Origin of the sequence: Xaviernesmea oryzae (genome assembly GCF_900109605.1) — a bacterium.
In the GTDB taxonomy this organism is placed as follows: Bacteria; Pseudomonadota; Alphaproteobacteria; order Rhizobiales; family Rhizobiaceae; genus Xaviernesmea; species Xaviernesmea oryzae.
The window spans coordinates 249,652-274,307 of the sequence record NZ_FOAM01000004.1; the positions used below are offsets into that span (position 1 = coordinate 249,652).

Here is a 24,656-nt window from a genome sequence, read left to right on the forward strand (position 1 = left end):
CAAGAGGCAAACTGATACCGATCGAAGGAAGGTTCATCGCGATGAGACGTGTTGTTGTCACCGGCCTGGGGATTGTTTCCTCCATCGGAAACGATGCGGCAGCGGTCACGCAATCCCTGCGGGACGCCAAATCCGGCATTACCTTCTCCAAGGATTTTGCCGAATACGGCTTCCGCTGCCAGGTCTGGGGCGCGCCCGACATCGACACGACCGATCTGGTCGACCGGCGCGCCGCACGCTTCCTGTCGCAGGGCGGCATGTGGAACCACGTCGCGATGAAGCAGGCAATCGCCGATTCGGGCCTGGAAGAGCGCGAAATCTCCGGCAACGAGCGCACCGGCATCATCATGGGCTCCGGCGGCCCCTCCACCCGCACGCTGGTGGAAGCAGCCGACATCACCCGCAAGAATATGAGCCCGAAGCGTATCGGCCCCTTTGCCGTGCCGAAGGCCATGTCGTCCACCGCCTCGGCCACGCTTGCCACCTGGTTCAAGATCCACGGCGTCAACTATTCGATCTCGTCTGCCTGCTCGACCTCGGCGCATTGCATCGGCAATGCCGCAGAGATGATCCAGTGGGGCAAGCAGGACATCATGTTCGCCGGCGGCCATGAGGATCTCGACTGGTCCATGTCGAACCTGTTCGACGCCATGGGCGCCATGTCCTCGAAGTTCAACGACACGCCGTCTACCGCGTCGCGGGCCTATGACGTCTCGCGCGACGGCTTCGTGATTGCCGGCGGCGCCGGCGTGCTCGTTCTCGAAGAGCTGGAGCATGCCAAGGCGCGCGGCGCCAAGATCTATGCCGAACTCGTCGGCTACGGCGCCACCTCCGATGGCTACGACATGGTCGCCCCCTCGGGCGAGGGCGCGGTGCGCTGCATGCGCCAGGCGCTTGCCACGGTGAAGGGCGAGATCGACTATATCAACACCCATGGCACCTCGACGCCGGTCGGCGACTCGAAAGAGATCGGCGCGATTCGCGAGGTCTTCGGGGACAAGATCCCACATGTGCAGTCGACAAAGTCGCTGACGGGCCATTCGCTGGGCGCCGCCGGCGTGCAGGAATCCATCTATGGCCTGTTGATGATGCAGGCCGGATTTATCGGCGAGAGCGCGCATATCACCGAACTCGATCCGGAGTTCGAAGGCGTGCCGATCGTGCGCAGCCGCATCGACAATGCCAAGATCGACACGATCCTCTCCAATTCCTTCGGCTTCGGCGGCACCAACGCCACGCTGGTCTTCCAGCGTCACAACGGATAAGCGTCATGACCGGCATCATGAACGGCAAGCGCGGGCTCATCATGGGCCTGGCCAACAATCACTCTATCGCCTGGGGCATCTCCAAGGCGCTCCGCGCGCAAGGGGCCGAACTCGCCTTCACCTATCAGGGCGAGGCCTTGGGCAAGCGGGTGAAGCCGCTGGCGGCCGAACTCGGCTCGGATTTCGTCGTTCCCTGCGATGTCGAGGACATCGCCTCGGTGGATGCGACCATTGCCGCGCTTGCCGAGCGCTGGGGCAAGCTCGACTTCGTCGTCCATGCCGTCGGCTTCTCCGACAAGAACGAGTTGAAGGGGCTTTACGCCGACACCACGCGCGAGAACTTCTCGCGCACCATGGTGATCTCCTGCTTCTCCTTCACCGAGCTTGCCAAGCGCGCAGCACCCCTGATGACCGAAGGCGGCAGCATGCTGACGCTGACCTATAACGGCTCGCAGCGCGTCATTCCCAATTACAACGTCATGGGCGTCGCCAAAGCCGCGCTGGAAGCCTCCGTGCGCTATCTGGCGGCCGATTACGGCCCGCGTGGCATCCGCGTCAATGCGATCTCCGCAGGCCCCGTGCGCACGCTGGCCGGCGCCGGCATTTCCGATGCCCGCGCCATCCTCTCCTGGAACCAGAAGAACGCCCCGCTGCGCCGCACCCCGACGCTCGACGACATCGGCGGCTCTGCCCTCTACCTACTTTCGGATCTGTCCAGCGGCGTGACGGGCGAAGTCCACTATGTCGATGCCGGCTACAACATCACCTCCATGCCTGCGCTGGAAGCCCTGCGTTCCGCCGATACGGAATAGCGGCTTGCTTCTTCGCCTATGACAACAAAGCCCGGATCGGCGGCTGCCGATCCGGGCTTTTTCATGGGTTATGCATCCGCCTTGTCAGGCGCCTATCGAGATCGTCAGGCTTTTGCTGATCTGTGGCGTATCAGGCTCTACGGCGTGACATCGTCCAGTCCTGCCTCGATCAGCGTACGGATCGGTGGCTTGAGGTGATACCCGGTCTTCTCCAAGGCTTGCAGCGCATCACCATTACAGCCGCGATCGATCATCACTCGAACGAAAGCGCGTGTCGTCATCAACACCATCGGCACGCTGGCTGCGGACATGAGATTGGGCACGGCGCCGTCTTCATAAAGCACGACGGCGTCGTCTATGTCTTTCGGCTCGATCATTTCCACATATTCGCGAATTGCCCGCTCGCCGCTATGGCGCAACGCCTTTTTCAGACGCTCGGCCGCCGCAGTGTCTCCCTGCCCTGCTTGCTGGCGCAATGTCGCGATGGCAAGCCCCTCCAGTGTAGGCGCCCTGACGATGGCACCTTGCATGCGAACGAGCCAGTCCGCCACCTCGGCGGCAAAGGGTTTGGCAAGGTCGCCGCGGACTTCATCCTCTACCCGATCCACGAGCACGATGTGACGGTTGGTCACGCGTATGGCTTCCAGCAATCCAGCCGCCGCAAGCCCGATCAACGGCCTGGATCTGCAACAATGATCGGATCTCTTGCGCCCAGTCGCGTGGGTGCGCCGTCTATTTGCGTCCCCACAGCACTTTATAGCGTGCATTGCGGCAGGTCTCGCCCCATTCCTTGAACAGCTCGGTCATGGTCGGCTCGTAGGACAGGCCACGATTGGCAACCAGCATCAGCCGGCCGCCGATCTTCAGCGACTTGGCGGCCATGCGGATCATTGCGTGGCCGAGTGCTGGCTCGGTCGCCTGCGTTTCGTGGAAAGGCGGGTTCATCACGATCAGGTCGAAGCGGTCGCGCGGCTCCTCGGCGGTCAGATCCTGCCAATGGAAGCGGGCGGGCATGCGTGGGGCGTTGGCGGCCATGTTGGCGCGCGCTGCCTCCAGCGCATTGTGGTCGGCTTCGAATAGGTCAATCCCCTTGAGGCCGGGCGCGGCTTCCGCCAGCATGACCGACAGATAGCCCCAGCCGGCGCCGAAATCGGCCGCATGGCCGGTCGCATCCTTCGGCAGGCGCGACGCCAGGAGTTCTGAGCCGGGATCGACGCGATCGTGAGAGAACATGCCGGGCGCGGCTGAGAAGCGGCCCTCGACCACGGCACTGCGCGCATGCAGGGCATCGATAAGCGCGGCGACATCGGCGGGACGGGGAAACCAGACAGCCACAGCGTGATATTTCGGCAGGCTGTCGACATCGAGCGCAAGACCCTCCAGCCGCTTGCGCAGCGCCAGAATGCCATCCTCTTTCGCACCTGCGATCACGATCATCGCGCCCGTGCGGGTGCGTTCCAGCGCGTCGGCCAGACGCTGCTCGTTTTCGCCGCGGTGCTTGCCGATCAAGATCAGGGCGCCATCATAATCCCGACCATCGCCGAGTTGCGGCTGGCTGTCGATCCGCGCGGCTGCCAGACCACGGTGCAGCGTGCGCATCGGCTGGACGGCGTCCAGCTGCGCTGCAAAGCCCTCGGGCCGGTCGAAGCCTGCCTCGGCGCCAAGAAACAGGATGCGTTGGCTGTCGCCAGGCAGCTCGAGCGTACCGTTGGCGAAGGGGTGGAACAGGGTCTTTACGGCATTGCGCGTCACGTGGGCGCTCCCTTTATCGAATGGGTCGGCCCGCGAGCGTGTGAGCATCAAGGCCTGACAGGTCAGAAGAACGGCGCGCGGCTTACCGCGCCGGCTCGTGCCTCCGATGGTCTTTGTCCAGATTTTTCCGCTTGTGAACAAGACGGTTCCCAAGGCGAGCCAGCTCATCATGCACTCGGCATCAGGGCCGGACGGCTTGGACACGGCCGCCGGGCTGGAAGAAGGCAAAAGGCGCGGAACGACATCTGCCGTGTCCGCGCCTTGCCATTCGTCATGCAGAAGCAGCGTCAAGCCGCCACCGGGCAGATCCGCCTTCAGAGGGCTTGCAGCCACCCTGCGGGCGAGCCGGCTCGTTCTTATTCGGCGGCGTCGCCCTCGGCCTTGGCCGAGATTTCCTTGCCGGTCGCCTGATCGACAACCTTCATGGAGAGGCGAACCTTGCCGCGTTCGTCGAAGCCCATAAGCTTGACCCAGACCTTGTCGCCTTCCTTGACCACGTCGGAGGTCTTGGACACACGATCCTGGGCCAGCTGCGAAATATGCACAAGGCCATCGCGCGGGCCGAAGAAGTTGACGAAAGCGCCGAAATCGGCCGTCTTGACGACGGTGCCTTCATAGATCTGGCCAACTTCCGGCTCGGCGACGATCGAGTGGATCCACTTGCGGGCTGCTTCGATCTCCTTGCCGGAGGAGGAGGCGATCTTGATGGTGCCATCGTCTTCGATGTTGATCTTGGCGCCGGTCTTTTCGACGATTTCGCGGATGACCTTGCCGCCCGAACCGATGACTTCGCGGATCTTGTCGACCGGAATGTTCATCACTTCGATGCGCGGGGCGAATTCGCCGAGCTGGCCACGGCTCTCGGTGATGGCATTCGACATTTCCGAAAGGATATGCTTGCGGCCACCCTGCGCCTGGTTCAGCGCGACCTTCATGATCTCTTCGGTGATACCGGCGATCTTGATGTCCATCTGCAGCGAGGTGATGCCATCGGCGGTGCCGGCGACCTTGAAGTCCATGTCGCCCAGATGATCCTCGTCACCGAGAATGTCGGAGAGAACGGCGAAGCGCTCGCCTTCCAGGATCAGGCCCATCGCGATGCCTGCAACCGGCTTTGCCAGGGGAACGCCGGCATCCATCAGCGCCAGCGAGGTGCCGCAAACGGTCGCCATAGAGGAGGAGCCGTTCGATTCGGTGATCTCGGAGACGACGCGCAGCGTGTAGGGGAACTGCTCGGCCGAAGGCAGCATCGGGCGGATAGCGCGCCATGCCAGCTTGCCATGGCCGATTTCGCGGCGGCCCGGGGAGCCCATGCGGCCCGTTTCACCGACGGAATAGGGCGGGAAGTTGTAATGGAGCAGGAAGCGCTCCTTGTACATGCCCGTCAGGCTGTCGACATATTGTTCGTCTTCGCCGGTGCCGAGCGTGGCGACGACGATCGCCTGGGTTTCGCCACGGGTGAACAGCGCCGAACCATGGGTGCGCGGCAGAACGCCGACTTCCGACACGATCGGACGGACCGTTTCCAGGTCACGGCCATCGATACGGCTCTTGGTGTCGAGAATGTTCCAGCGGACGATCTTGGCCTGCAGATGCTTGAAGACGGCACCGATCACTTCAGCCGAAAAGCGCGGTTCTGCACCTTCCGGGAAGAAATGCGCCTTGACCTTGGCCTTGACGGCGTCGACGGCGGCGTAACGATCGGCCTTCTGGGTGATCTTGTAAGCGTCGCGCAGCTCAGCTTCGAAATGCTGGAGCATTTCGGCTTCCAGTTCCGAATGGTCTTCCGGCTCGAATTCGCGCGGCTCCTTGGCGGCAACCTCGGCAAGCTTGATGATCGCATCGATCACCGGCTGGAAGCCCTTGTGGCCGAACATGACGGCGCCGAGCATGACGTCTTCGTTCAGTTCCTTGGCTTCCGATTCGACCATCAGGACGGCGTCCTGCGTGCCGGCGACAACGAGATCGAGGCTCGATTCGTCCATCTCGTCGAGATGCGGATTCAGCACATAGCCGCCATTGATGTAGCCGACGCGAGCACCGCCGACCGGGCCCATGAAGGGAACGCCGGAGATCGTCAGGGCCGCGGAAGCGGCGACCATCGACAGGATGTCTGGATCGTTCTCCATGTCATGCTGCATGACGGTGACGACGACCTGGGTGTCGTTCTTGTAGCCTTCCGGGAAGAGCGGACGGATCGGACGGTCGATCAGGCGGGAAACCAGCGTTTCCTTTTCCGAAGGACGGCCTTCGCGCTTGAAATAGCCGCCCGGGATCTTGCCGGCGGCATAGGTCTTTTCCTGGTAGTTGACGGTCAGCGGGAAGAAATCCTGGCCCGGCTTCGGCGCCTTGGCCGAAACGACGGTAGCGAGAACGACAGTTTCGCCATAGGTGGCGAGAACGGCGCCGTCGGCCTGGCGGGCAATCTTGCCGGTTTCCAGCTTGAGCGGGCGGCCGGCCCACTCGATTTCGACCGTATGCGTATCGAACATAGTGTAAATCCTTGCATCTGCGGGCATTCGGCCGCTGCCGGAGACCGGCGCGGGCAACACCCCCGAGCTGATGGCGCATCACGGGCAAGACAGCGAGACGCTTCACGAAGGGTGTGGCCCTCACACCGTTCCAGCATCTCCATCCGGTTGACGCGGAACGCGGCATCGTTTTGCCCGCTGTTCCATGCCGGCTGGGTGCCGAAGCATCCTGCAATCCTGCCCCATGACGGGCCGTCGGTTTCATTGCGCAGTCCGGCCCATTCCGGCCTGCGGGATGGTCGCCTTCGCCGCCCATCGCTTTCGACGGGCAACGCGGATCGGCCACCTTAACGTTTGATCCGGCGCCGTTTCAGGCCCTCCGCATCCACATCCATTCCGGTCTCGCAGGGCGCGCGCCACATCTGCCTTTCTCTAGCTGAGATGACCGGCGCTGCCTGCATCGCGAACATGCCGGGCGACACGCGGCCACCCTCAATGTTCCTGTAATGTCTGTTCGGCCTGCCCAAGCGCGAAAGCGTCTCGGCTTCCTGGACATACCCGCTGGATCGCAAACGCCGCGGCGCCGCTGTTCCGGATCGTCGAAGCGGCCGGCAAGGCCGGACCCTTCTTCTCTCGAGCGCCGGCTTTACGGGCGCTCTTTACGCCAACCCTTCAAGAAGCATTGGCGGCCTGATGCAAAACCGCCGGGCCCATCATCGCGATGCGCCCGGCGGCCAAAGGTCTTAGCGGCGGATGCCAAGCGCAGCGATCAGCTTGCTGTAGCGCCCTTCATCCTTCTTCTTCAGGTAATCCAGCAGCGAGCGGCGGCTGGACACCATGGCCAGAAGGCCACGACGGGAGTGGTTGTCCTTCTTGTGGCCCTTGAAATGTTCGGTCAGGTTGTTGATCCGCTCGGTGAGCAGAGCCACCTGGACTTCCGGCGAACCGGTATCGCCTTCGACGGTTGCGTACTGCTTGATCAGTTCCGCCTTGCGTTCTGCAGTGATCGACATCGGTGATCCTTTCTTGTGATTTTTAGGATTTCAGGTCGCCTGCAGCCGGGATGTCGTCTAGCTGCGGCCGTTCAAGCCCATGGAGCACAGCCTCGACGCCGTATCTGCGTTCACGCATCGGCGATAGCCGAAGAGGCGGAACCCCATGTTGGCGCTGCCTATAAACCATCTTCCTGCGGAAGGAAAGGGCATGGCGACGCTGCGGCCCGATCTCAGGCGGCGGCCTCTTCCGGCGCCAGGTGATGGGCGGGAATCGCCACGTGCCATTCGATGCCATCGTCGTGCATCAGCCGCTCCAGCTGCGCTTCGAGAGCCATGCCCAGCATGCGCTCCAGCACCATGGTGCCGAAGCCTCTGCGCGGGCTGGCGTCCTTGACCACGAGATCGGCGCCGCTTTCGCGCCAGACCAGGCGAAAGAGCTGATCGTCCATGGTCCAGGTCAGCGTCACCTTCCCGTGGCCATTGGCAAGCGCGCCATATTTGGTGGCGTTGGTGGCCAGCTCATGCAGCGCCATGCCGAGCGTCTGCGACACCTGTGCATCGAGCCGCAGTGGCGGGCCCTGCAGCACCACCCGCGTGCTGTCTTCCGGGATGAAGGGCTGAAGCTGGTTGCGGGCAAGCTCGGCCATGTCCACGCCCTGTACCGCATTGGCGATCATCAGATCGGTCGAGCGGGCCAGCCCCGCGATCCGCCGGCGGAAGGCCTCGGCAAAATCCTGGGCAGTGCCGTTGAAATGGACCGACTGGTTGAGCATGGACTGGATGACGGTCAGCTGGTTTTTCGAGCGGTGCGCCACCTCGCGCATCAGGAAGCGGATTTCGCTTTCGGCCTCGCTGCGGGCATTGGCGGCGGAGGAGAGCGCCTCGGACACGGTTTCAAGCTCGGCGATCATATGGCGGCGTGGGGCCACCGCTTCGCCATCGCCAAGCCTGCGCGCATCTTCGACTAGGCCGCGCACGCCCTGGGATAGCATCCGGGCGATGGCGCTGGAACCGACCAGCGCCAGGGCGGCGAACAGCACGCCACCGAGACTGAGCCAGAGATAGGAGTTCACCACCCGCGCATTGACGTCGGACTGGCGCGCCCAGGCGACCACGCGCCAGCCGCTGGTAACCGAAAACTCCGTAACGGTGCGGTAATCGACGCCATTATAGCGGGCCGTACCGAGACCGGTGTTATGGCTCGGGACGATGTCCATGAAAAAGGGCGTGCCCGGCTTCAGTTTGGGATCGGAGGACGCGACCACCCGCCCGGCACTATCGAGCACGGCGGCATTCCAGCCGGCTGAAAGCGTGCCGTGACCCACAACCCGCGCCAGGTCGTCCGCATCGCGGGTCAGTGCCATCACCCATTCGGTCGATGTGCCGTTGTCGCCGAGCGGCAGATAGACATTGAAGACCCAGCGCCCGGCCGTGCGGCCGAAGAAGACATCGGACACGACGGTGGTGCCGGAGCGAAACGCCTGATCGACCGATTTCGGATCGGCCACAGGCGGCAGCGGCGCGCCATAGGGCACGCGCGTGTTGAACAGCTGGCGGTAACTCCGCTCGATGACGAGGAGATTGGTGCTGGTACCCGCCAGTGCCGATAAAGATCGGTCGTAGAAGGCGCGAAAATCCTTGTCTCCCGGCCGATGCAGCGCGGCCAGAACCTTCAGCGTCGTCAGCATGGTGTCGATCTCGCGCTCGACCACGCGGGTCACAGAACCCGTCGAGGCCCTGAGAAGCTGGCTGACGACTTCGTCCTGATTGTCCGTGCTGCGCTTGAGGATGACGAGGGAGAAAACGAAGGAGGGAATGATCGCCACCATCAACAGGGCAGCGAGATAGGCCGCGAGTGGCCGGCGCACGCGCGCCAGCGTCTCCGCCTCGCCAGGCGGCGCGCGTTCAGGGTTGGTCTTCGCTGTCTCCACCATCGCCCGTTCCCTAAAGGACATGTGCCGCAAGGCAGACACCCCAAGGGTGCCGGCCCGGCGAAGCAGATCCGCGGCGAGCTTAACAAATGAATTTCGCCAACGCGAAGGAAAAAACCCGCCTTACCAACGCTTTAGCAAAAGCCGCAAAGGCAAGTGCAATGCGTGGACGCCAGGCGGATCCAGCTGGACCCAAAAACGCTGGAGCTGCGCGTCGGCCGCTCGAGCTAGGCCCGGCTATTCAAGACAGCTAAGCGCCGGGCGGCATCGCCTTTTCAGGTCTCGGCGAAAACGCGCTTGGGGCGGAATTCGCCTTCGGCAATCTCGCCGATCGCCACCAGGCGACCGCGCGCCGTGGCATAGGCTTCCGGCTCGGCCACCGGCGCATCGCGCCCGCGCAGGATGATCGGATTGCCCATGCGCAGGCGGTGCGCTTGATCGTCGTTGACGGCAAGATGCGGCAGGCTGGAGAGCGCTTCGCTGGTATCGATCAGGAAAGCATCCAGCGCAGCCAGGCGTTCGCCCTCGTCCTCGATCTTCTCCAGCGCCACCAGCTCGGACAGGGGCACCATGCTGTCTTCGGCAAAAGGCGCCACGAAGCTGCGGCGCAGGGAGGCGATATGGCCAAAACAGCCGAGATCGCGGCCGAGGTCGCGCGCAATCGAGCGGACATAGGTGCCTTTGCCGCATTCGATCTCGAAATGCGCCAAATTGGGCGTCGTGCCGAGAAGTGTCAGCCTAAAGACCTCCACCTCGCGCGCCGGGATCTCGACCGTCTCACCCTCACGAGCGAGATCATAGGCGCGCTCGCCATCGATCTTGATCGCGGAAAATTGCGGCGGGATCTGCGAGATCACGCCGGTATATTTCGGCAGCAGCGCACGAAGTTCTTCCGCATCGGGGCGCTGATCGGACCTCTGGCTGACCTCGCCTTCGAGATCGTCGGTCGTGCGTTCTTCGCCCCAGGCTACGGAGAATTCATAGATCTTGCGGCCGTCCATGACGTAAGGCACGGTCTTGGTCGCATCGCCCAGCGCGATCGGCAGCATGCCGGAGGCCAAGGGATCTAGCGTGCCGGCATGGCCGGCCTTCTGCGCCTTGAAAAGCCATTTGATCTTCGACACGGCTTCGGTGGATCCGAAATCGATCGGCTTGTCGAGGATCAGCCAGCCGGAGATCGGACGTCCCTTGGGTTTGCGCGGTTTTCCCATCGTCTTCTTCGTTCCAATGCTTGGCAAAAGCCCGGCCAGACGCCTTAGGTTCCGGCACGCAGGTCTCGTTTTAGGGGTGTGACGCTCCCGCTTCAGGAAAATGCTGCCACGCCTTGTATTTTCAGTCTAACGCATACCGCTTCCTTGGAAAGCGGAGCCCAGTCTGCACAGCTTGCTATCATCCTCAAAGGCGACAACGGGAGCAGATGGGCGGACCGAGCAGGTCCAAGCCATCATGATCCGCAAAGACGCTCAGCGCGGTTCGTCCTCGTCGTCATCAGGACGATCGAGATCGCGCAAGACATCGGGCGAGCGCAGGAGCTCGTCGATCTTCTGATAATTGTCGAAGCTTGTATCGTCGCGGAAGCGCACGTCGGGCATATATTTCATCTGACGCAGCTGCGGCCCAAGCCGGCCGCGAATGAACTTGGCATTGCGGTTCAGCGCGTCGATGATGGTCTGATGATCGGCAACGCCGAGTGGCGTTACATAGGCGGTGGCGAGCTTCAGGTCCGGCGACATGCGCACTTCCGAGATGGAAATCACCGTCGTCTCGATCAGCGGGTCGCGCACCTCGCCACGCTGCAGCACCTGGGTCAGGGCGGCGCGGACTTGCTCACCTACCCGCAGCATCCGCTGCGAGGGGGCCGAGGAGGTCGGTTTGCTCATGATGGTTCCGTTATCCAGCGCCACAAGGCGCGATTGAGGCGGTGCAATGCCTGTTTCAGGCCGAAAGGTCAAGCGACCGCCGGTGCGAAAGCCGGCCTTGGGAGCCTACGGACAGAGCCTACTCCTGCCTCAGGCTGTGGACGGATCGCAGGCCCTGCCCCATTTTCCCCTTGGATTGATGCGTGCACGACCGCATATGAGATGGCAAGGATAGGCTGCACCGCCAAGGCCGGACGACGTCGCTTAGCAGGCACCTCGTCAAGCCGGGGATCGCCGGGAGCACGGACGTCAGGACGCATATCGACGTCGTCAGGGGCCCAGGCATAAGGGATGCGTCGAGACCAAGGAGCGATAGCGCGGGCGCCGATCCGAAAGATCGCGGCGCGCTTGGGTGGAGGATGAACGGCATGAAGGCGACCAATTCATCAAGCAGGGCGAGATCGGCATCGCGCTTGGCGGCGCTTGCGGTCATGGCCCTGACGCTTCTTGCATCGTCAAGCCTCGTGCGGCCGGCTTCCGCTGGAGACTGCAGCGAGTCGCCAACAACGGGAATCGACTGGAGCGGCTGCACCAAGTCCCGCATCCTGCTTTCCTCCAGCCAGCTCGATGGCGCCAATCTTAGCGACAGCGATCTCAGCGCAACGGATTTGAGCGGATCGGCTTTGGCAGGCGCGCGCTTCGAGAAGGCGCGGATGATCCGAACCTCCGTTTCTGGCGCTGCGGCGGACGGCGCCGATTTTGCCCGGATCGAGGCTTACAGGTCGAATTTCTCCGGCATTCAGGCCAAGGGTGCGAATTTTTCCGGCGCCGAACTGCAGCGCGCCGATTTCACCAAGGCCGATCTCACTGGCGCCAATTTCGAGAAGGCCGAGGTGAGCCGCGTGGACTTCGCAGGCGCCTCGCTCACTGACGCGCGCTTTGCGCTGTCCAATCTGTCGCGCGCCCGGCTAGCTGGTGCCAAGCTCGGCGGACAGATCGGTTTCGACCAGGCCTTTCTCTATCTCACCCGGATCGAGGGGCTCAATCTTTCGCAGGTCAAGGGCCTAACACAGGAGCAGGTCGAGCTTGCCTGCGGCGACGACAAGACCAAGCTGCCCGCAGGCCTGACGAAGCCTGCCGGCTGGCCCTGCGCGGCCGATCAATAGCGCGCTGTTTAAAATCCTTGGAAGAGAAAATCGAGGGCGGCGATGATGTCGTCAGCCCTTGCGGTGAGATTGCTGACGCTTAAGCCAATGGATCGGTCAGACACCACGCCGATGAATTGCGTTGCCATGACATAGAGATCGCCATCGATCGTGAATTTCGGATTGAGTCGCGCCATGATGGGAGACAAAGCTGTTGTTGGCAGCAGTGGCACGACAGCGCGCGTATCAAGATTGACCAGAAGAGACGATTGAACATCGAGCACGAGCGCATCGTCCGGCTCAAGCCGGTAAACGTGAAACCGCGCCATCAGAAGCGGCGATGACGCGCCAGCGGAAGACCATGCTTGGCCACATAAGCATTCGACGCCGCGATCGCCTCGGCATTTTCGCTCAGCCAGAGACGCTCTTTTTCGGCCTTCACCGCCTGGGCGATGCCATCGGCGGCGGCGCGGGTGATGTCGATCTTCAGTGCCTCGGCTTCCGCCAGAAGACGGTCGTCAACAGTCAGATCGGTGAGCTTGACGGCTTGAGACATGACAGGCTCCTTCTCGGTGCTGCGCATCATACGGCCATCGCGCCTGCCGGAAAAGACCTGAGCTCACTTACGCAGACGCCGTCTCATCCTCGACAGGGGCATCAGGCGCGTTTTTCTTGACAGAGTCGATGCAGTTCTTCGCGCTGGTTTTGGCGGAATAGGTTTCTGAACGGAGCATGACCTCGCCATTGGCGGCGCGAAAGCGCACGAAGACCTGGTCCTTGCTGTCGACGATTTCGAAGCGATAGCCGGAGCCGCTCTCTGCGCGCGTCAGATCAATCGTGGCAGCGCCCGGTGCATTCTTCTTCACCGACTCGACGCAGGCCTTGGCGCTTTGCTTGGAGGCGTAATTCTCCGACCAGACCATCACTTCGGCATTGTAGAGAAAATGCACGCGAAATTGGCCGTTGGCGGCCTTGACGATCTTGAACTTGTGCATGTCGCCTTCCTCCAGCCGGACATGCCGGGTCGGCATGCCGATGCTTTTGGATGGTAAGACAAAGACCGCAAACGTCAAGAAGAAGATCAAGCACAAGCTGGACGATACATCCGGCGCCAAGATAAAAAAGCGCCGGGACCTGGGCCTGCGGTATGTGGACTATTCGTCGCCCATCTTCAGCGCGGCGATGAAGGCTTCCTGCGGAATATCGACCTTGCCGAACTGCCGCATGCGCTTCTTGCCTTCCTTCTGCTTGTCCAGCAGCTTGCGCTTGCGGGTGGCGTCGCCGCCATAGCACTTTGCGGTCACGTCCTTGCGCATGGCCGAAATCGTTTCGCGGGCGATCACATTGCCGCCGATCGCCGCCTGGATCGGGATCTTGAACATGTGCCGCGGGATCAGGTCCTTCAGCTTCTCGCACATGTCGCGGCCGCGCTTTTCAGCGGCGGAACGGTGCACCAGCATCGACAGCGCATCGACCGGTTCGCCATTGACCATGATCGACATCTTGACGAGATTGCCTTCGCGATAGCCATGCAGATGGTAATCGAACGAAGCATACCCCTTGGAAATCGATTTCAGGCGGTCGTAGAAATCGAACACCACTTCGTTGAGCGGCAGCTCATAGGTCAGCATCGCCCGCTTGCCCACATAGGTGAGCTCCGTCTGAATGCCGCGCCGATCCTGGCACAGTTTCAGGATGCCGCCGAGATAGTCGTCCGGAGTCAGGATCGTCGCCTTGATCCAGGGTTCCTGGATCTCGGAGATCTTCACCACATCGGGCATATCGGCAGGATTGTGCAATTCCCGCTCGGAACCGTCCGTCATCGTCAGCCTGTAGACGACCGAGGGCGCGGTGGCGATGAGATCCAGATCGAATTCGCGCTCCAGCCGCTCCTGGATGATCTCGAGATGCAGCAGGCCGAGGAAGCCGCAGCGGAAGCCGAAGCCGAGCGCGGCGGAGGATTCCATTTCGAAGGAAAACGAGGCGTCGTTGAGGCGCAGCTTGCCCATCGCCGCCCGCAGATCTTCGAAATCGGCGGCATCGACCGGAAACAGGCCACAGAAAACCACCGGCTGCGCCGGCTTGAAACCCGGCAGCGCATGGGCGGTCGGCTTCTTGTCCTCGGTGATCGTGTCACCGACGCGGGTATCGGCGACTTCCTTGATCGAGGCGGTGATGAAGCCGATCTCGCCCGGGCCAAGACTGTCCATGGCCACCATCTTGGGCGTGAGCACGCCGACGCGCTCGACCGTGTACCGGGCATCCGTGCCCATCATGCGGATGGTCTGGCCCTTGCTCAGCACGCCTTCGATGATGCGCACGAGAACCATGACGCCGAGATAGGTGTCGTACCAGCTGTCGACCAGCAGCGCCTTCAAGGGCGCAGTCTCGCCGCCTTCGCTTGTCGGAGGCGGCAAGTGGTTGACGATCGCCTCCAGCACATCGGGAATACCAAGGCCTGTCTTGGCCGAAATCAGCACGGCGTCGGACGCGTCGATGCCGATCACCTCCTCGATCTGCTGCTTGATCCGGTCGGGTTCGGCGGCCGGCAGGTCGATCTTGTTGAGGACGGTCACCAGCTCATGATTGTTGTCGATCGCCTGGTAGACATTGGCGAGCGTCTGCGCTTCCACACCTTGCGAAGCGTCGACCACGAGCAGCGACCCTTCGCAGGCCGACAGGGAGCGCGAGACTTCATAGGCGAAGTCCACATGGCCGGGCGTATCGATCAGGTTGAGGACATAGACCTCACCATTGTTCGCCTTGTAGTGCAGGCGCACGGTCTGGGCCTTGATGGTGATGCCGCGCTCGCGCTCGATATCCATGCTGTCGAGCACCTGCTCGCTCATCTCACGCTCGGCCAGCCCGCCGGTCGACTGGATCAGCCGGTCGGCAAGGGTCGATTTGCCATGGTCGATATGGGCGACGATGGAGAAATTGCGGATATGGTCGAGGGGCGTGCGCGTCGTGGTGCTCATGGAGCCGGCATATAGCAGCGCATATCCCGGCCGCAAAGCGGGAAAATGCCGGGCTTCCGGCACTTCGGGCAGGAGAGCTCGAGGCTTGCTTTGTCGTCATCGAAGACGAAGCCCGCTTGACTCTCATAAAAGAGAATTTATTCTCTTATCATGGAATCAGAAACATCATCCCTGTCCGATCCGATCGACAGCCGCCTCGGCCATCGGCTCAAGCATCTGCGCCAGATGCAACGTCTGACGCTGGACGGGCTGGCCGAGCGTGCCGGGGTCAGCCGCGCCATGATCTCACGCATCGAGCGCGGCGAGGCGAGCCCGACGGCGCAGCTCCTCAATCGTCTCTGCGCCGCGCTCGACACGACGCTGTCGCGCTTTTTCGCCCAAGAAGACGGAGCCGGCGATCCGCTGTCGCGGCGCGAGGCTCAACGCCTGTGGCGCGACCCGGCGACGGGCTATCTGCGCCGTTCCGTCTCGCCGGAGCGCACGGGCTCGCCCGTCGATATCATCGAGGTCGAATTTCCGGCGCATGGACGCGTGGTCTTCGATCCCCATGTCTTCGATGGCGGCACGACGCAGCATGTCTGGGTTCTGCAAGGCGCGATGCGACTGACCTCAGGCGATGTGACCTGCGATCTTCAGGCCGGGGACTGTCTGTTCATGCGCCTGGACGACGGCCAGATTTTCGAAAACCCGCATGCGGAACCGGCACGCTACGCGGTGATCCTCCACCGGCGCGAAGGTTGATCCAAGCGCATTGCTGATGAAAGAGCCCCTTATGTCATCCCCTCTCCCCGCTGCCCCGCAAGCGTCCAAGCCTGGCCTTCGCCGCCTGTCCGCCGAGGCGGCCATTGCCGCCCTGCCCGAGCTTGCCGACATCCTGCTCGATTGCATAGAAGGCGGCGCATCGGTCGGCTTCATGGCGGATTTTTCCCGTGACGAGGCGGAAGCCTATTGGCGCGACGTTGCTGCCGGCGTGGCCTCCGGCGCCACGCTGCTGCTGGCCGCCGAGCAGGATGGCCGCCTTGCCGGCACGGTGCAGCTGGGCCTGAAACAGCCGCCCAACCAGCCCCATCGGGCGGACCTGAAGAAACTGCTGGTTCACCGCACCGCGCGCGGCCTGGGCTTTGCCCGCCTGCTGCTGGATGCGGCAGAGGCGGAGGCGGGGCACGCGGGCAAGAGCCTGCTGGTGCTCGATACGGCCACCGGCAGCCCGGCGGAGGCGATCTATGCGCGCCTCGGCTGGTCGCCCAGCGGCATCATCCCGAATTATGCGCTCTGGCCCGATGGCCGCTTCTGCGACACGACGATCTTCTACAAAGCGCTTTGACGGGAAGCACAAGGCGCAGCGCGTGCAGAATTTTCGCTTCACGTCATCATCACGCCATTGTGGGGGCTTCATCTTCCCGCCGCAATCGATGCTATGAACAAAAGTCTGTCACTCGGGGAACCCTTGATTCGATGATGAAGAGAACCGCCATCCTGGCCATCGCGGCCGTCTATCTTTCCGGCTGCACGACCGTGGACCCCTATACCGGGGAACAGAAGATGTCGAACACATCAGGCGGTGCGCTGATCGGCGCAGGCCTTGGCGCCGCGACCGGCCTTCTGGTCGGCAAGAGCGCCCGTGGCCGGCGCAATGGCGCGCTGATCGGCGCCGGCATCGGCGCACTCGGCGGCGGCCTGATCGGCAAATATATGGACAATCAGGAATCCGAACTGCGCGCCCAGCTGCAGGGCACCGGCGTTTCGGTCACCCGCGTCGGCGACCGCATCGTTCTGAACATGCCGTCCAACATCACCTTCGCCACCGACCAGGACCAGGTTAATCCGGGCTTCTACGCGACGCTGAACTCGGTCGCCATCGTTCTGCGCAAGTTCGAAAAGACGCTTGTCGACGTTGACGGCCATACGGACTCGGTCGGCAACCCGGCCTATAACCAAGGCCTCTCCGAGCGCCGCGCCGCCTCGGTCGCCAATTATCTGGCGAGCCAGGGCGTCGATCAGCGCCGCATGTCGGCCATCGGCTATGGCCAAGAGCGCCCCGTCGCCTCCAACGCCACCGAGGCGGGCCGCGCCCAGAACCGCCGCGTGGAAATCTCCATCGCGCCGATCCAGGAAAATTGATCGGCCGAGGCCGTTCACCGACCTATGCAAAACCGGCTCGAAAGGGCCGGTTTTTTTGCCATCAATCGCCGCGCGGCGGATAGGCATGCACCTGCCCGCGAAAATCCATGATGCGATAGCCGCCTTCCCCATCGTCTTGAACGGACGAGGCCGCGACCACCGCCTTGCCGTGGCCGCCGGGAAGATCGAGCACATAGGTCGGCTGGCAAAGGCCGGAGAGATGGCCGCGCAGGCTGGCGACCAGCGCCTGCCCCTCTTCGATCGTCAGGCGGAAATGGCTGGTGCCGGGCGCGAGATCGGGATGGTGGAGATAATAGGGTGTCACCCGCGCTTCGACGAAGCCGCGCATCAGCGCTGCCAGCACCTGCGGATCGTCATTGACGCCCTTCAGCAGCACAGACTGGCTGACCAGCGTCACCCCGCCATTGGCAAGCCGCCCTATGGCCGCGCGCGCCTCCGGCGTCAGCTCGCGCGGATGGTTGGCATGGAGCGCGACATAGACGGTTTTGCCGCTCTCCTTCAGCGCCGCCACCAGAGCCGTATCGATCCTCGCCGGCTCGACCACCGGCACGCGGGTGTGAAAGCGCACGATCCTGACATGATCGATGGCCGCGAGCCGGCGCATGAGATCGGCCAGGCGGCGAGGCGACAGCACAAAGGGATCGCCACCCGTCAGAATCACCTCCCAGATTTCGGGATGAGCGGCGATATAGGCAAAGGCCGCGTCGAGAGCTGCGCCCGACAGCGTGCCATCACCCTTCGGGCCGACCATTTCCCGGCGGAAACAAAAGCGGCAATAGACCGGGCAGACATGAACGGCCTTGAGCAGCACGCGGTCGGGATAGCGATGGACGATGCCTTCCACCGGCGAATGGGCATGGTCGCCAATCGGATCGGCGCGCTCGTCCGGCAAGATGACCAGCTCGGCGGATTGCGGGATGAACTGCCGGGCGATCGGGTCGTCCAGATCATCCGGGTCGATCAGCGCGGCCATATCAGGTGAGACCGCAACGGCATAGCGCGCGGCAACGGCCTCAAGCGCGGCGCGGTCATCGTCCTTGACGAAGCCGGATTCTTCCAGCGCCTCCAGTGTGGTCAGCGTTGCCGCAGCCATCAGCGGCGCCCCTGCGTCTGCGGCAATTCCGCGACCGGCGCCCAGAGCACCTCCTCGATGCGGCGAGCGCCCGCAGCGAGCATCACCAGCCGGTCGAAGCCGAGTGCGGCGCCACTGGCCTCGGGCATGAGGTTAAGCGCCGCCAGAAAATCCTCGTCGATCGGGTAGGTCTCGCCATAGATCCGCTGCTTCTCAGCCATTTCGATTTCGAAGCGGCGGCGCTGTTCGGCCGGATCGGTCAGCTCGCCAAAGGCATTGGCCAGCTCGACGCCGCAGGCATAAAGCTCAAAGCGCTCGGCTGTCCGTGGCTCGGCCGCACTGCGCCGAGCAAGGGCCGCCTCGCTGACCGGATAGCCGTAAAGGATCGTGGCGCGGCCGAAGCCGAGCTTCGGCTCGATCTTTTCCACCAGCACGCGGCTGAAGAGATCGGCCCAGCCATCGTCTTCGGCCACCCGCAAGCCAGAGGCACGCATGGCGGCGGCCAGATGGTCACGGTCGGTCTCGCCATCGGCGGAGACGCTCGCCAAGAGGTCGATGCCGGCAAAATGGTCGAAAGCCTCCGCCAAGCTCAGCCGCTCGGGCTCGGCATGGGGATCGCAGCTTTCGCCGCGCCAGCTCAGCATCTTGGCTCCGGCCGCCTCCGCCGCCAGCCCCAGCATCGCCGCGCAATCCTCCATCAGCCGCTCATAGGTCTCGCCGGCGCGATACCATTCGAGCATGGTGAATTCGGGGTGGTGCAGGGGCCCGCGCTCGCGGTTGCGCCAGACATGGGCAAAGCAGGAGATGCGCCGCTCGCCGGCCGCCAAAAGCTTCTTGCAGGCAAATTCCGGCGAGGTGTGAAGATGCATCGGGTAGCTGAACCCATCCGGGCCGGTCGCCTGGGTGGAAAAAGCATGCAGATGCGCCTCGTTGCCGGGCGAGACCTGAAGGGCGGCCGGATCGACCTCGATAAAATCATGCCCGTCGAAGAAGCCACGTAGCGCTGCTTGAATGCGTCCGCGGGCCGTTAAGAAAGGACGCCGGTCGGCATGCCGGGCGGGGCTCCACCAGGGAGAGACTGCGGCCATTCTCGTTCAACTCCTTCCGCCCTGCGGCGCCTGTGATGCCGTCATGCGCGCCGGGACAGACCCACACCCATCCGCTTGCAGCGATCAGGCCGTGGATCACAGGGGATGTTTGCCGGATTCAGATCCAACGAAACCCTTGATCGCCAAGCTTTCACCCACTCCTTCTGGCTTTCGCCGCGAGGATGCTGGCCTTTTGGCTTGAGATGCGGTAGGTGCGGCCCAAAATACGGGCAATCGCCTCGCCTTCGCGGCGGCCATGTCGGCCGTTACCTAGACGTTCGGCCCATCTGAAACAAGCATCCGCGAACAAGACAATTCTGAACAAGGAAGACTTATGGTCAAGGTCATCGCCTCCTCCGTCCGCAAGGGGAACGTTCTCGACGTCGACGGCAAGCTCTACGTCGTATTGACGGCGCAGAATTTCCATCCGGGCAAGGGCACGCCGGTCACGCAGGTCGATATGCGCCGCATCTCCGATGGCGTGAAGGTTTCCGAGCGTTACCGGACCACCGAGCAGGTGGAGCGCGCCTTCGTCGAAGACCGCCCGCACACCTTCCTCTATGAGGATGGCGAAGGCTTCCATTTCATGAACCCGGAAAGCTATGACCAGCTGGTCATGACCGCAGAGGACATCGGCGATCAGAAAGCCTATCTGCAGGAAGGCATGGTCTGCACCCTGTCGATCCATGAAGGCCTGGCGATCGCCATCGAGCTACCGCGCCATGTCACGCTCGAAATCACCGAGACCGAGCCGGTCACCAAGGGCCAGACGGCCTCCTCGTCCTATAAGCCGGCCATGCTGTCGAATGGTGTGCGCACGCTCGTGCCGCCGCACATCACTGCCGGCACGCGCGTCATCATCGCCACTGAAGACGGCTCCTACGTGGAGCGCGCCAAGGACTGAGGCCACGGCCTTTTCCGGTGCACAGCGTCGAAAGCGCCAGCCTTTAAAGCGTCGGACTGAAAATCATACGCAGTCCGACGCTCTAGTTTTTTGTTTCGCATCGGATTTTCCGAAAACCGGTTCCCACTTTTCGGTCCGATGCTCTAGCCTTGAGCCTAAGGCTCTGAGCGTCGACATGACGACACCGGAGCACATGCGAGACCGAGCATGCAAAAGGGCGCAGCCTGTCAAAGGCCGCGCCCTTTTCTCTGCGCTGTCAAAGCGCTGTCAGTTCGACAATTCCGGATAGGCCTCGGCAATTTCTGCGTCGCCGCCCTTCAGAGAGTCATGCCCTTCCAGCGCGACGGCGATGGGATCGTCCACATCGACGCCACCCTCATGGGACACCTTCACGCGTGAGCCATTGTCACGCACCAAGGTTGCCTCGCCGCTGAACCCTTGCTTCATCAGCCAGTCGCGCGGCGCCATTAGGCGAATGCGCACGCGGCGCGTATCGTCCTCCTCGCGCGCCACCACGAGTTCGTAGGACACGGGCTGGGACTGGCCGTTGATTTCCAGAATGCCTTTGCCGTTGCCTTCCGCATCATGCGTGAGCATCGCGCTCTCCTCTGTTCTTCAGACACTTTTGCTTGGGCATGCATCCGCCCTTCAAGGATCAGAGCCGCCTCAAAGTGACAAAAGCCGCCTTTGTCAAAGCGGCTTCTGTCGTTTCATCATGTCGTGAGTGTCAGGCGATCAATGCCGCACGGCGCGGCCGACCGCAATGAGCAGGCAGGCGCCGATGAAACCGATGACCAGATAGGCAAGCCAGCCGGCGAAAGAGAGACCTGCGAAGTGCAGGATGGCGTTCAAGACGACGGCGCCGAGAATACCCAGGATGATGTTCATGAAGAGACCCATATTGGATTTCATGAACTGTTCTGCCAGCCAGCCTGCAAGGCCGCCGATGATGATTGCTGCAAGCCAACCTACGCCATTAACGTCCATGGGAATTCTCCTGTGGTTCAACACGTTCTTGTTAAAACCCCGCCGAATTTCCTTGAAAGCGTCCGGCGATGTTCTTGCCAGCAAAACGAGCGATGTCGGCTTTTGTTCCGCAGGACGTAATAGGGATGCATGATGTCTATGAGGCCCTCTTCGGATCCTGGCACGGCTTGCGCCTTGCATTCTTCCGCACCCGCGATAGATTAGAATCATTCTAAATCTAGAGTGCTTTTCCATGCTCACGCAGTTTTTCAGCGGCGCCCGCCGCCGCAGCCTTTCCTCCTTAAGCGAACAGGAGGTTCTGGCGCTTGCCATCTCCAGCGAAGAAGACGATGCCCGCATCTATCTCGCCTATGCCGATCAGCTGCGCACGGCCTATCCCCACTCCGCCAAGGTCTTCGAGGATATGGCGGAGGTGGAAAACACCCATAAGAACATGCTGATCGACATGCATCGCCGCCGGTTCGGCGAGCGCATTCCGCTGTTGCGGCGCGAGCATGTGCGCGGCTTTCTGGAGCGCAAGCCTGACTGGCTGCAGAAAAGCCTGACGCCCGATGCCATCCGGCGCGAAGCCGAACTCATGGAGCAGCAGGCCTATCATTTCTATGTGGAAGCAGCCAAGCAGACCTCGGATGCGGGCACGCGTGCGCTTCTGCACGATCTGGCTCTGGCGGAGCAAGGACATGAAGACATTGCCCGCATGCTGGACGAGCGCCACCGGCCGGAAGACGTTCGCACGGAAGAAGGCGAGACGGCCCGGCGGCAATTCGTCCTGACTTATGTGCAACCCGGCCTGGCTGGCCTGATGGACGGCTCCGTCTCCACACTTGCGCCGATTTTCGCCGCCGCTTTTGCCACGCAGGATACCTGGCAGACTTTCTTGGTCGGCCTCTCGGCCTCCGTTGGCGCCGGCATCTCCATGGGCTTTACCGAAGCCGCCCATGATGATGGCAAGATTTCCGGTCGGGGATCACCGATCAAGCGCGGGCTCGCCTGCGGCATCATGACGGCACTCGGCGGCCTCGGCCATGCCCTGCCCTATCTCATTCCCGATTTCTGGACCGCAACCATTGTTGCCGGCATCGTGGTGTTCTTCGAGCTCTGGGCCATCGCCTTCATCCAGAACCGCTATATGGAGACACCCTTCCTGCGCGCTGCCTTTCAGGTGGTGGTTGGCGGCAGTTTGGTGCTCGCGGCCGGCATTCTGATCGGCAGCGGCTAAAGGCTGCACTTACCCTTGCTTGCGCAAAGGAAAGGGCCGGAGGCGTGAACCTCCGGCCCTTGATGCATCCGGCAATCAGATGAGGTTCAGCGCCCGACTGAACCGACCATGATTTCGTCGCCATTCTCGATGGTGACCCAGCGCCCGGTGTTGAAGGAGGCTTGGCGCTTGAGATAGCGGTAGGGCGTCTTGGTCCAGAGCTTCACCTCGTCTTCGAGATTATCGAGGATGAAGTCACCCTGGGCGGTGCGCACGGTCAGCACCGCATGCCCCTCACCATCGGGCTTGCGCACGACGGTCATCAGCACGTCTGCGGGAGAAAAGCCCTTTTCGAGCAGGTCGCGGCGCTTCAGCAGCGCATAGTCTTCGCAGTCACCGGCGGTTTCCGGATAGGTCCAGAATTCCTCGCGGCCATAGAGTTCCATGTCGGTCATCGGCGTGATCGCATGGTTGACGGTGGTGTTGATGTCGCGAATGACCTTCCAGCCATATTCGGTGACGCGCGGCGGCGGCGAAGAAGGCGAGGTGATCGAGCATTCGCTCTGATGCGTCTGGCAGAATTCGTAATGGCCGATCGGCTGGGAGGTCACGCTGCCGGTCTGCATCCAAAGGCTGCCATTGGTTGGCGCCGGAACGGCAGCACCTGCGGAAAGCACGAGCGCGGCCATTGCCGCTACCAGCCTGGAAAGCCCGTTGATCTGCGCCATGCGCGTCCCCTGTGGCGGAACGCCCGCGGAAAACCCCGCGCGAACATTCCGCATGCCGATGACATCTAACGACAGCGTATGCGGCGCCTCATGCGCCCGCCGTTCCATTTGTTAAGAAAACGTTAACCAGCAGGGGCGCGGAGAGTCAATTGCAGCGGCGCGGCACGTTAAGACATGGTTAAGATCTGCGGCGAAACCGCATCAGATTCGTAAGAACTGATAGACGCAACGAGCCTTCATCGCATTGTATTTAAATAGATTTTTACGAAAATGGCGAAAGCAGGGCATCAATGGAGAGTTCGCCATGATCCTTCCAGGCGGGTGAAAAGGCCTTAATCACTATGGCAGGATGACGATCGAACGAGCCCGATCATCGGCTCACCGTCCCGAGCTTCGCCGGTGCGAAAGCGCGAGAACGGGCCGCAATGCACGTGCTTCGTGCTATCGAACAGGATTGTGGGCGCGCTCAGGCTTCGCCGAGCATGCCTTCTATGGCGGCGCGCATCCGCTCCAGATCTTCTGGACGGGACAGCCGGTGGTCCCCGTCTCGGATCAAGGTCATCACCACATCGTCACAGGCCAGATGCTCCATCAGTGTCAGGGCATGGCTATAGGGCACGTCGTCGTCGCGCATGCCCTGGAGCACGTGAACGGGGCAACCGGTTTCGATCATGCCGGACAGAACGCGGTTTTTCCGTCCATCCTCGATCAGCTTACGGGTATAGATATAAGGCTCAGGGCCATAGGCGGAGGGTTCCTCGAAATAGCCCTTCTGCGCGAGCGCCTCGCGCTCAGCGTCGCTCAACTGCGGCTCGATCAGCGCGCTGGTGAAATCAGGCGCCGGCGCGATCAGGACCAGCCCGGTCAGACGAGCACCCTCCCCCCGGCTGCGCAGCTCCTCGACCAGCCGCAAGGCGATCCAGCCGCCCATGGACGAGCCGACGAGGATCATGCGATCCAGACCTGCCGCCGCGATCACGGCCTGCGCCTCCTCCAGCCAGCGCGAAATCGTGCCCTCGGCGAAATCGCCGCCGGACACACCATGGCCGGAATAGTCGAAGCGCAGGCAGGCCAGTCCCTGCTCCCGGGCAAAGCCTTCGAGCGCCAGCGCCTTGGTGCCCTCCATGTCCGAGCGGTAGCCGCCGAGCCAGACGAGTGCCGGCTTGATGCCGGTCCTGGCGCGCAGGAACCGATAGGCAATCATCCGCGATTCGCCAGACGCGCCGACCGTGATCTGCGAAATGGCGGGAACTTGGCTCTCGGTCATGGCAATCAGCTCCTTTGCGGCAGGTTTTTTCCATCTAATCGGATTTGACGAGCCGCGACAGA

25 protein-coding genes and 1 pseudogene are annotated in these 24,656 nt (G+C 62.5%); 8 read left to right on the forward strand and 18 right to left on the reverse strand.

Annotation, left to right across the window (positions count from 1 at the left end; genetic code table 11):
• The first annotated feature begins 41 nt into the window (after positions 1-41).
• Positions 42-1,265 carry a beta-ketoacyl-ACP synthase I gene (gene fabB, locus BMX61_RS06630; protein WP_075628441.1) on the forward strand — a complete coding sequence of 408 codons (1,224 nt, stop codon included), beginning with the start codon at positions 42-44 and terminating at the stop codon, positions 1,263-1,265.
• Between the two features lie 5 nt (positions 1,266-1,270).
• Positions 1,271-2,077 carry an enoyl-ACP reductase FabI gene (fabI, locus tag BMX61_RS06635; protein WP_075628440.1) on the forward strand — a complete coding sequence of 269 codons (807 nt, stop codon included), beginning with the start codon at positions 1,271-1,273 and terminating at the stop codon, positions 2,075-2,077.
• A 137-nt stretch (positions 2,078-2,214) separates the two neighbouring features.
• Here the strand turns inward: fabI and BMX61_RS06640 are convergent, their stop codons facing one another.
• The 7 genes from BMX61_RS06640 to rbfA form a co-directional block, all read right to left on the reverse strand.
• Complete coding sequence (locus BMX61_RS06640; protein WP_075628439.1) at positions 2,215-2,751, reverse strand: hypothetical protein; 537 nt, start codon at positions 2,749-2,751, stop codon at positions 2,215-2,217.
• 58 nt (positions 2,752-2,809) lie between these two features.
• A complete protein-coding gene (locus BMX61_RS06645) occupies positions 2,810-3,829 on the reverse strand; it encodes a class I SAM-dependent methyltransferase (RefSeq protein WP_075628641.1) in 1,020 nt (339 codons plus the stop codon).
• A 356-nt stretch (positions 3,830-4,185) separates the two neighbouring features.
• Positions 4,186-6,321: a polyribonucleotide nucleotidyltransferase gene (gene pnp / locus BMX61_RS06650; protein ID WP_075628438.1), complete on the reverse strand. Its 2,136-nt coding sequence runs from the start codon at positions 6,319-6,321 to the stop codon at positions 4,186-4,188.
• 722 nt (positions 6,322-7,043) lie between these two features.
• The gene (rpsO, locus tag BMX61_RS06655) at positions 7,044-7,313 is read right to left on the reverse strand and encodes a 30S ribosomal protein S15 (RefSeq protein WP_075628437.1); all 270 of its coding nucleotides are present in this window, start codon (positions 7,311-7,313) and stop codon (positions 7,044-7,046) included.
• Positions 7,314-7,525: 212 nt separating this feature from the next.
• Positions 7,526-9,229, reverse strand: a complete 1,704-nt coding sequence (locus BMX61_RS06660; protein ID WP_075628436.1) for a sensor histidine kinase — start codon at positions 9,227-9,229, stop codon at positions 7,526-7,528.
• Between the two features lie 272 nt (positions 9,230-9,501).
• Positions 9,502-10,437, reverse strand: a complete 936-nt coding sequence (gene truB, locus BMX61_RS06665) for a tRNA pseudouridine(55) synthase TruB (protein WP_075628435.1) — start codon at positions 10,435-10,437, stop codon at positions 9,502-9,504.
• 252 nt (positions 10,438-10,689) lie between these two features.
• Positions 10,690-11,106, reverse strand: coding sequence for a 30S ribosome-binding factor RbfA (rbfA, locus tag BMX61_RS06670; RefSeq protein ID WP_075628434.1), 417 nt, complete (start codon positions 11,104-11,106; stop codon positions 10,690-10,692).
• Positions 11,107-11,576: 470 nt separating this feature from the next.
• On the opposite strand from rbfA, the gene BMX61_RS06675 reads away from it, so the two are divergent.
• Positions 11,577-12,251 carry a pentapeptide repeat-containing protein gene (locus BMX61_RS06675; protein ID WP_234794617.1) on the forward strand — a complete coding sequence of 225 codons (675 nt, stop codon included), beginning with the start codon at positions 11,577-11,579 and terminating at the stop codon, positions 12,249-12,251.
• 8 nt (positions 12,252-12,259) lie between these two features.
• On the opposite strand, the gene BMX61_RS06680 is transcribed toward BMX61_RS06675, so the two are convergent.
• From BMX61_RS06680 to lepA, 5 genes and pseudogenes are all read right to left on the reverse strand, one after another.
• A complete protein-coding gene (locus BMX61_RS06680; RefSeq protein ID WP_075628433.1) occupies positions 12,260-12,559 on the reverse strand; it encodes a CcdB family protein in 300 nt (99 codons plus the stop codon).
• Positions 12,559-12,816, reverse strand: coding sequence for a type II toxin-antitoxin system CcdA family antitoxin (locus tag BMX61_RS06685; protein WP_407703744.1), 258 nt, complete (start codon positions 12,814-12,816; stop codon positions 12,559-12,561). The genes BMX61_RS06680 and BMX61_RS06685 overlap by 1 nt, the downstream gene beginning before the upstream one ends.
• Positions 12,817-12,853: 37 nt before the next feature.
• Positions 12,854-13,060, reverse strand: coding sequence for a YegP family protein (locus tag BMX61_RS25010; protein WP_407703749.1), 207 nt, complete (start codon positions 13,058-13,060; stop codon positions 12,854-12,856).
• 60 nt (positions 13,061-13,120) lie between these two features.
• Positions 13,121-13,261: pseudogene (locus BMX61_RS25310) on the reverse strand (hypothetical protein); the annotation flags it as partial.
• 123 nt (positions 13,262-13,384) lie between these two features.
• Positions 13,385-15,208 carry a translation elongation factor 4 gene (gene lepA, locus BMX61_RS06695; protein ID WP_075628637.1) on the reverse strand — a complete coding sequence of 608 codons (1,824 nt, stop codon included), beginning with the start codon at positions 15,206-15,208 and terminating at the stop codon, positions 13,385-13,387.
• A gap of 150 nt (positions 15,209-15,358) precedes the next feature.
• Between lepA and BMX61_RS06700 the strand changes: the two genes are divergently transcribed.
• From BMX61_RS06700 to BMX61_RS06710, 3 genes are all read left to right on the forward strand, one after another.
• Positions 15,359-15,949, forward strand: a complete 591-nt coding sequence (locus BMX61_RS06700) for a helix-turn-helix domain-containing protein (protein WP_075628432.1) — start codon at positions 15,359-15,361, stop codon at positions 15,947-15,949.
• Positions 15,950-15,980: 31 nt separating this feature from the next.
• Positions 15,981-16,532, forward strand: a complete 552-nt coding sequence (locus BMX61_RS06705) for a GNAT family N-acetyltransferase (RefSeq protein WP_075628431.1) — start codon at positions 15,981-15,983, stop codon at positions 16,530-16,532.
• Positions 16,533-16,663: 131 nt separating this feature from the next.
• Complete coding sequence (locus BMX61_RS06710) at positions 16,664-17,329, forward strand: YiaD family glycine zipper/OmpA-like lipoprotein (protein ID WP_075628430.1); 666 nt, start codon at positions 16,664-16,666, stop codon at positions 17,327-17,329.
• Between the two features lie 61 nt (positions 17,330-17,390).
• On the opposite strand, the gene BMX61_RS06715 is transcribed toward BMX61_RS06710, so the two are convergent.
• Together BMX61_RS06715 and epmA are read right to left on the reverse strand one after the other, a co-directional pair.
• A complete protein-coding gene (locus BMX61_RS06715; RefSeq protein WP_075628429.1) occupies positions 17,391-18,443 on the reverse strand; it encodes a lysine-2,3-aminomutase-like protein in 1,053 nt (350 codons plus the stop codon).
• Entirely contained in the window at positions 18,443-19,510 is a 1,068-nt protein-coding gene (gene epmA / locus BMX61_RS06720) for an EF-P lysine aminoacylase EpmA (protein ID WP_075628428.1), read from the reverse strand. Before epmA ends, BMX61_RS06715 begins: the two co-directional genes overlap by 1 nt.
• 334 nt (positions 19,511-19,844) lie before the next feature.
• Here epmA and efp point away from each other — a divergent pair, with 334 nt between their 5' ends.
• Complete coding sequence (efp, locus tag BMX61_RS06725) at positions 19,845-20,414, forward strand: elongation factor P (protein ID WP_075628427.1); 570 nt, start codon at positions 19,845-19,847, stop codon at positions 20,412-20,414.
• A gap of 267 nt (positions 20,415-20,681) precedes the next feature.
• Here efp and BMX61_RS06730 read toward each other — a convergent pair whose 3' ends face one another.
• The gene (locus tag BMX61_RS06730) at positions 20,682-21,011 is read right to left on the reverse strand and encodes a hypothetical protein (RefSeq protein WP_075628426.1); all 330 of its coding nucleotides are present in this window, start codon (positions 21,009-21,011) and stop codon (positions 20,682-20,684) included.
• Positions 21,012-21,149: 138 nt separating this feature from the next.
• On the reverse strand, positions 21,150-21,401 hold the full coding sequence (locus BMX61_RS06735) for a GlsB/YeaQ/YmgE family stress response membrane protein (protein WP_075628425.1): 252 nt from the start codon (positions 21,399-21,401) through the stop codon (positions 21,150-21,152).
• 232 nt (positions 21,402-21,633) lie between these two features.
• Here BMX61_RS06735 and mbfA point away from each other — a divergent pair, with 232 nt between their 5' ends.
• Positions 21,634-22,620 carry an iron exporter MbfA gene (gene mbfA / locus BMX61_RS06740; RefSeq protein WP_075628424.1) on the forward strand — a complete coding sequence of 329 codons (987 nt, stop codon included), beginning with the start codon at positions 21,634-21,636 and terminating at the stop codon, positions 22,618-22,620.
• A gap of 86 nt (positions 22,621-22,706) precedes the next feature.
• On the opposite strand, the gene BMX61_RS06745 is transcribed toward mbfA, so the two are convergent.
• Positions 22,707-23,327, reverse strand: a complete 621-nt coding sequence (locus BMX61_RS06745) for a transglutaminase-like cysteine peptidase (protein ID WP_075628423.1) — start codon at positions 23,325-23,327, stop codon at positions 22,707-22,709.
• 466 nt (positions 23,328-23,793) lie between these two features.
• Positions 23,794-24,594, reverse strand: coding sequence for an alpha/beta hydrolase (locus tag BMX61_RS06750; RefSeq protein WP_075628422.1), 801 nt, complete (start codon positions 24,592-24,594; stop codon positions 23,794-23,796).
• Positions 24,595-24,656 lie beyond the last annotated feature (62 nt).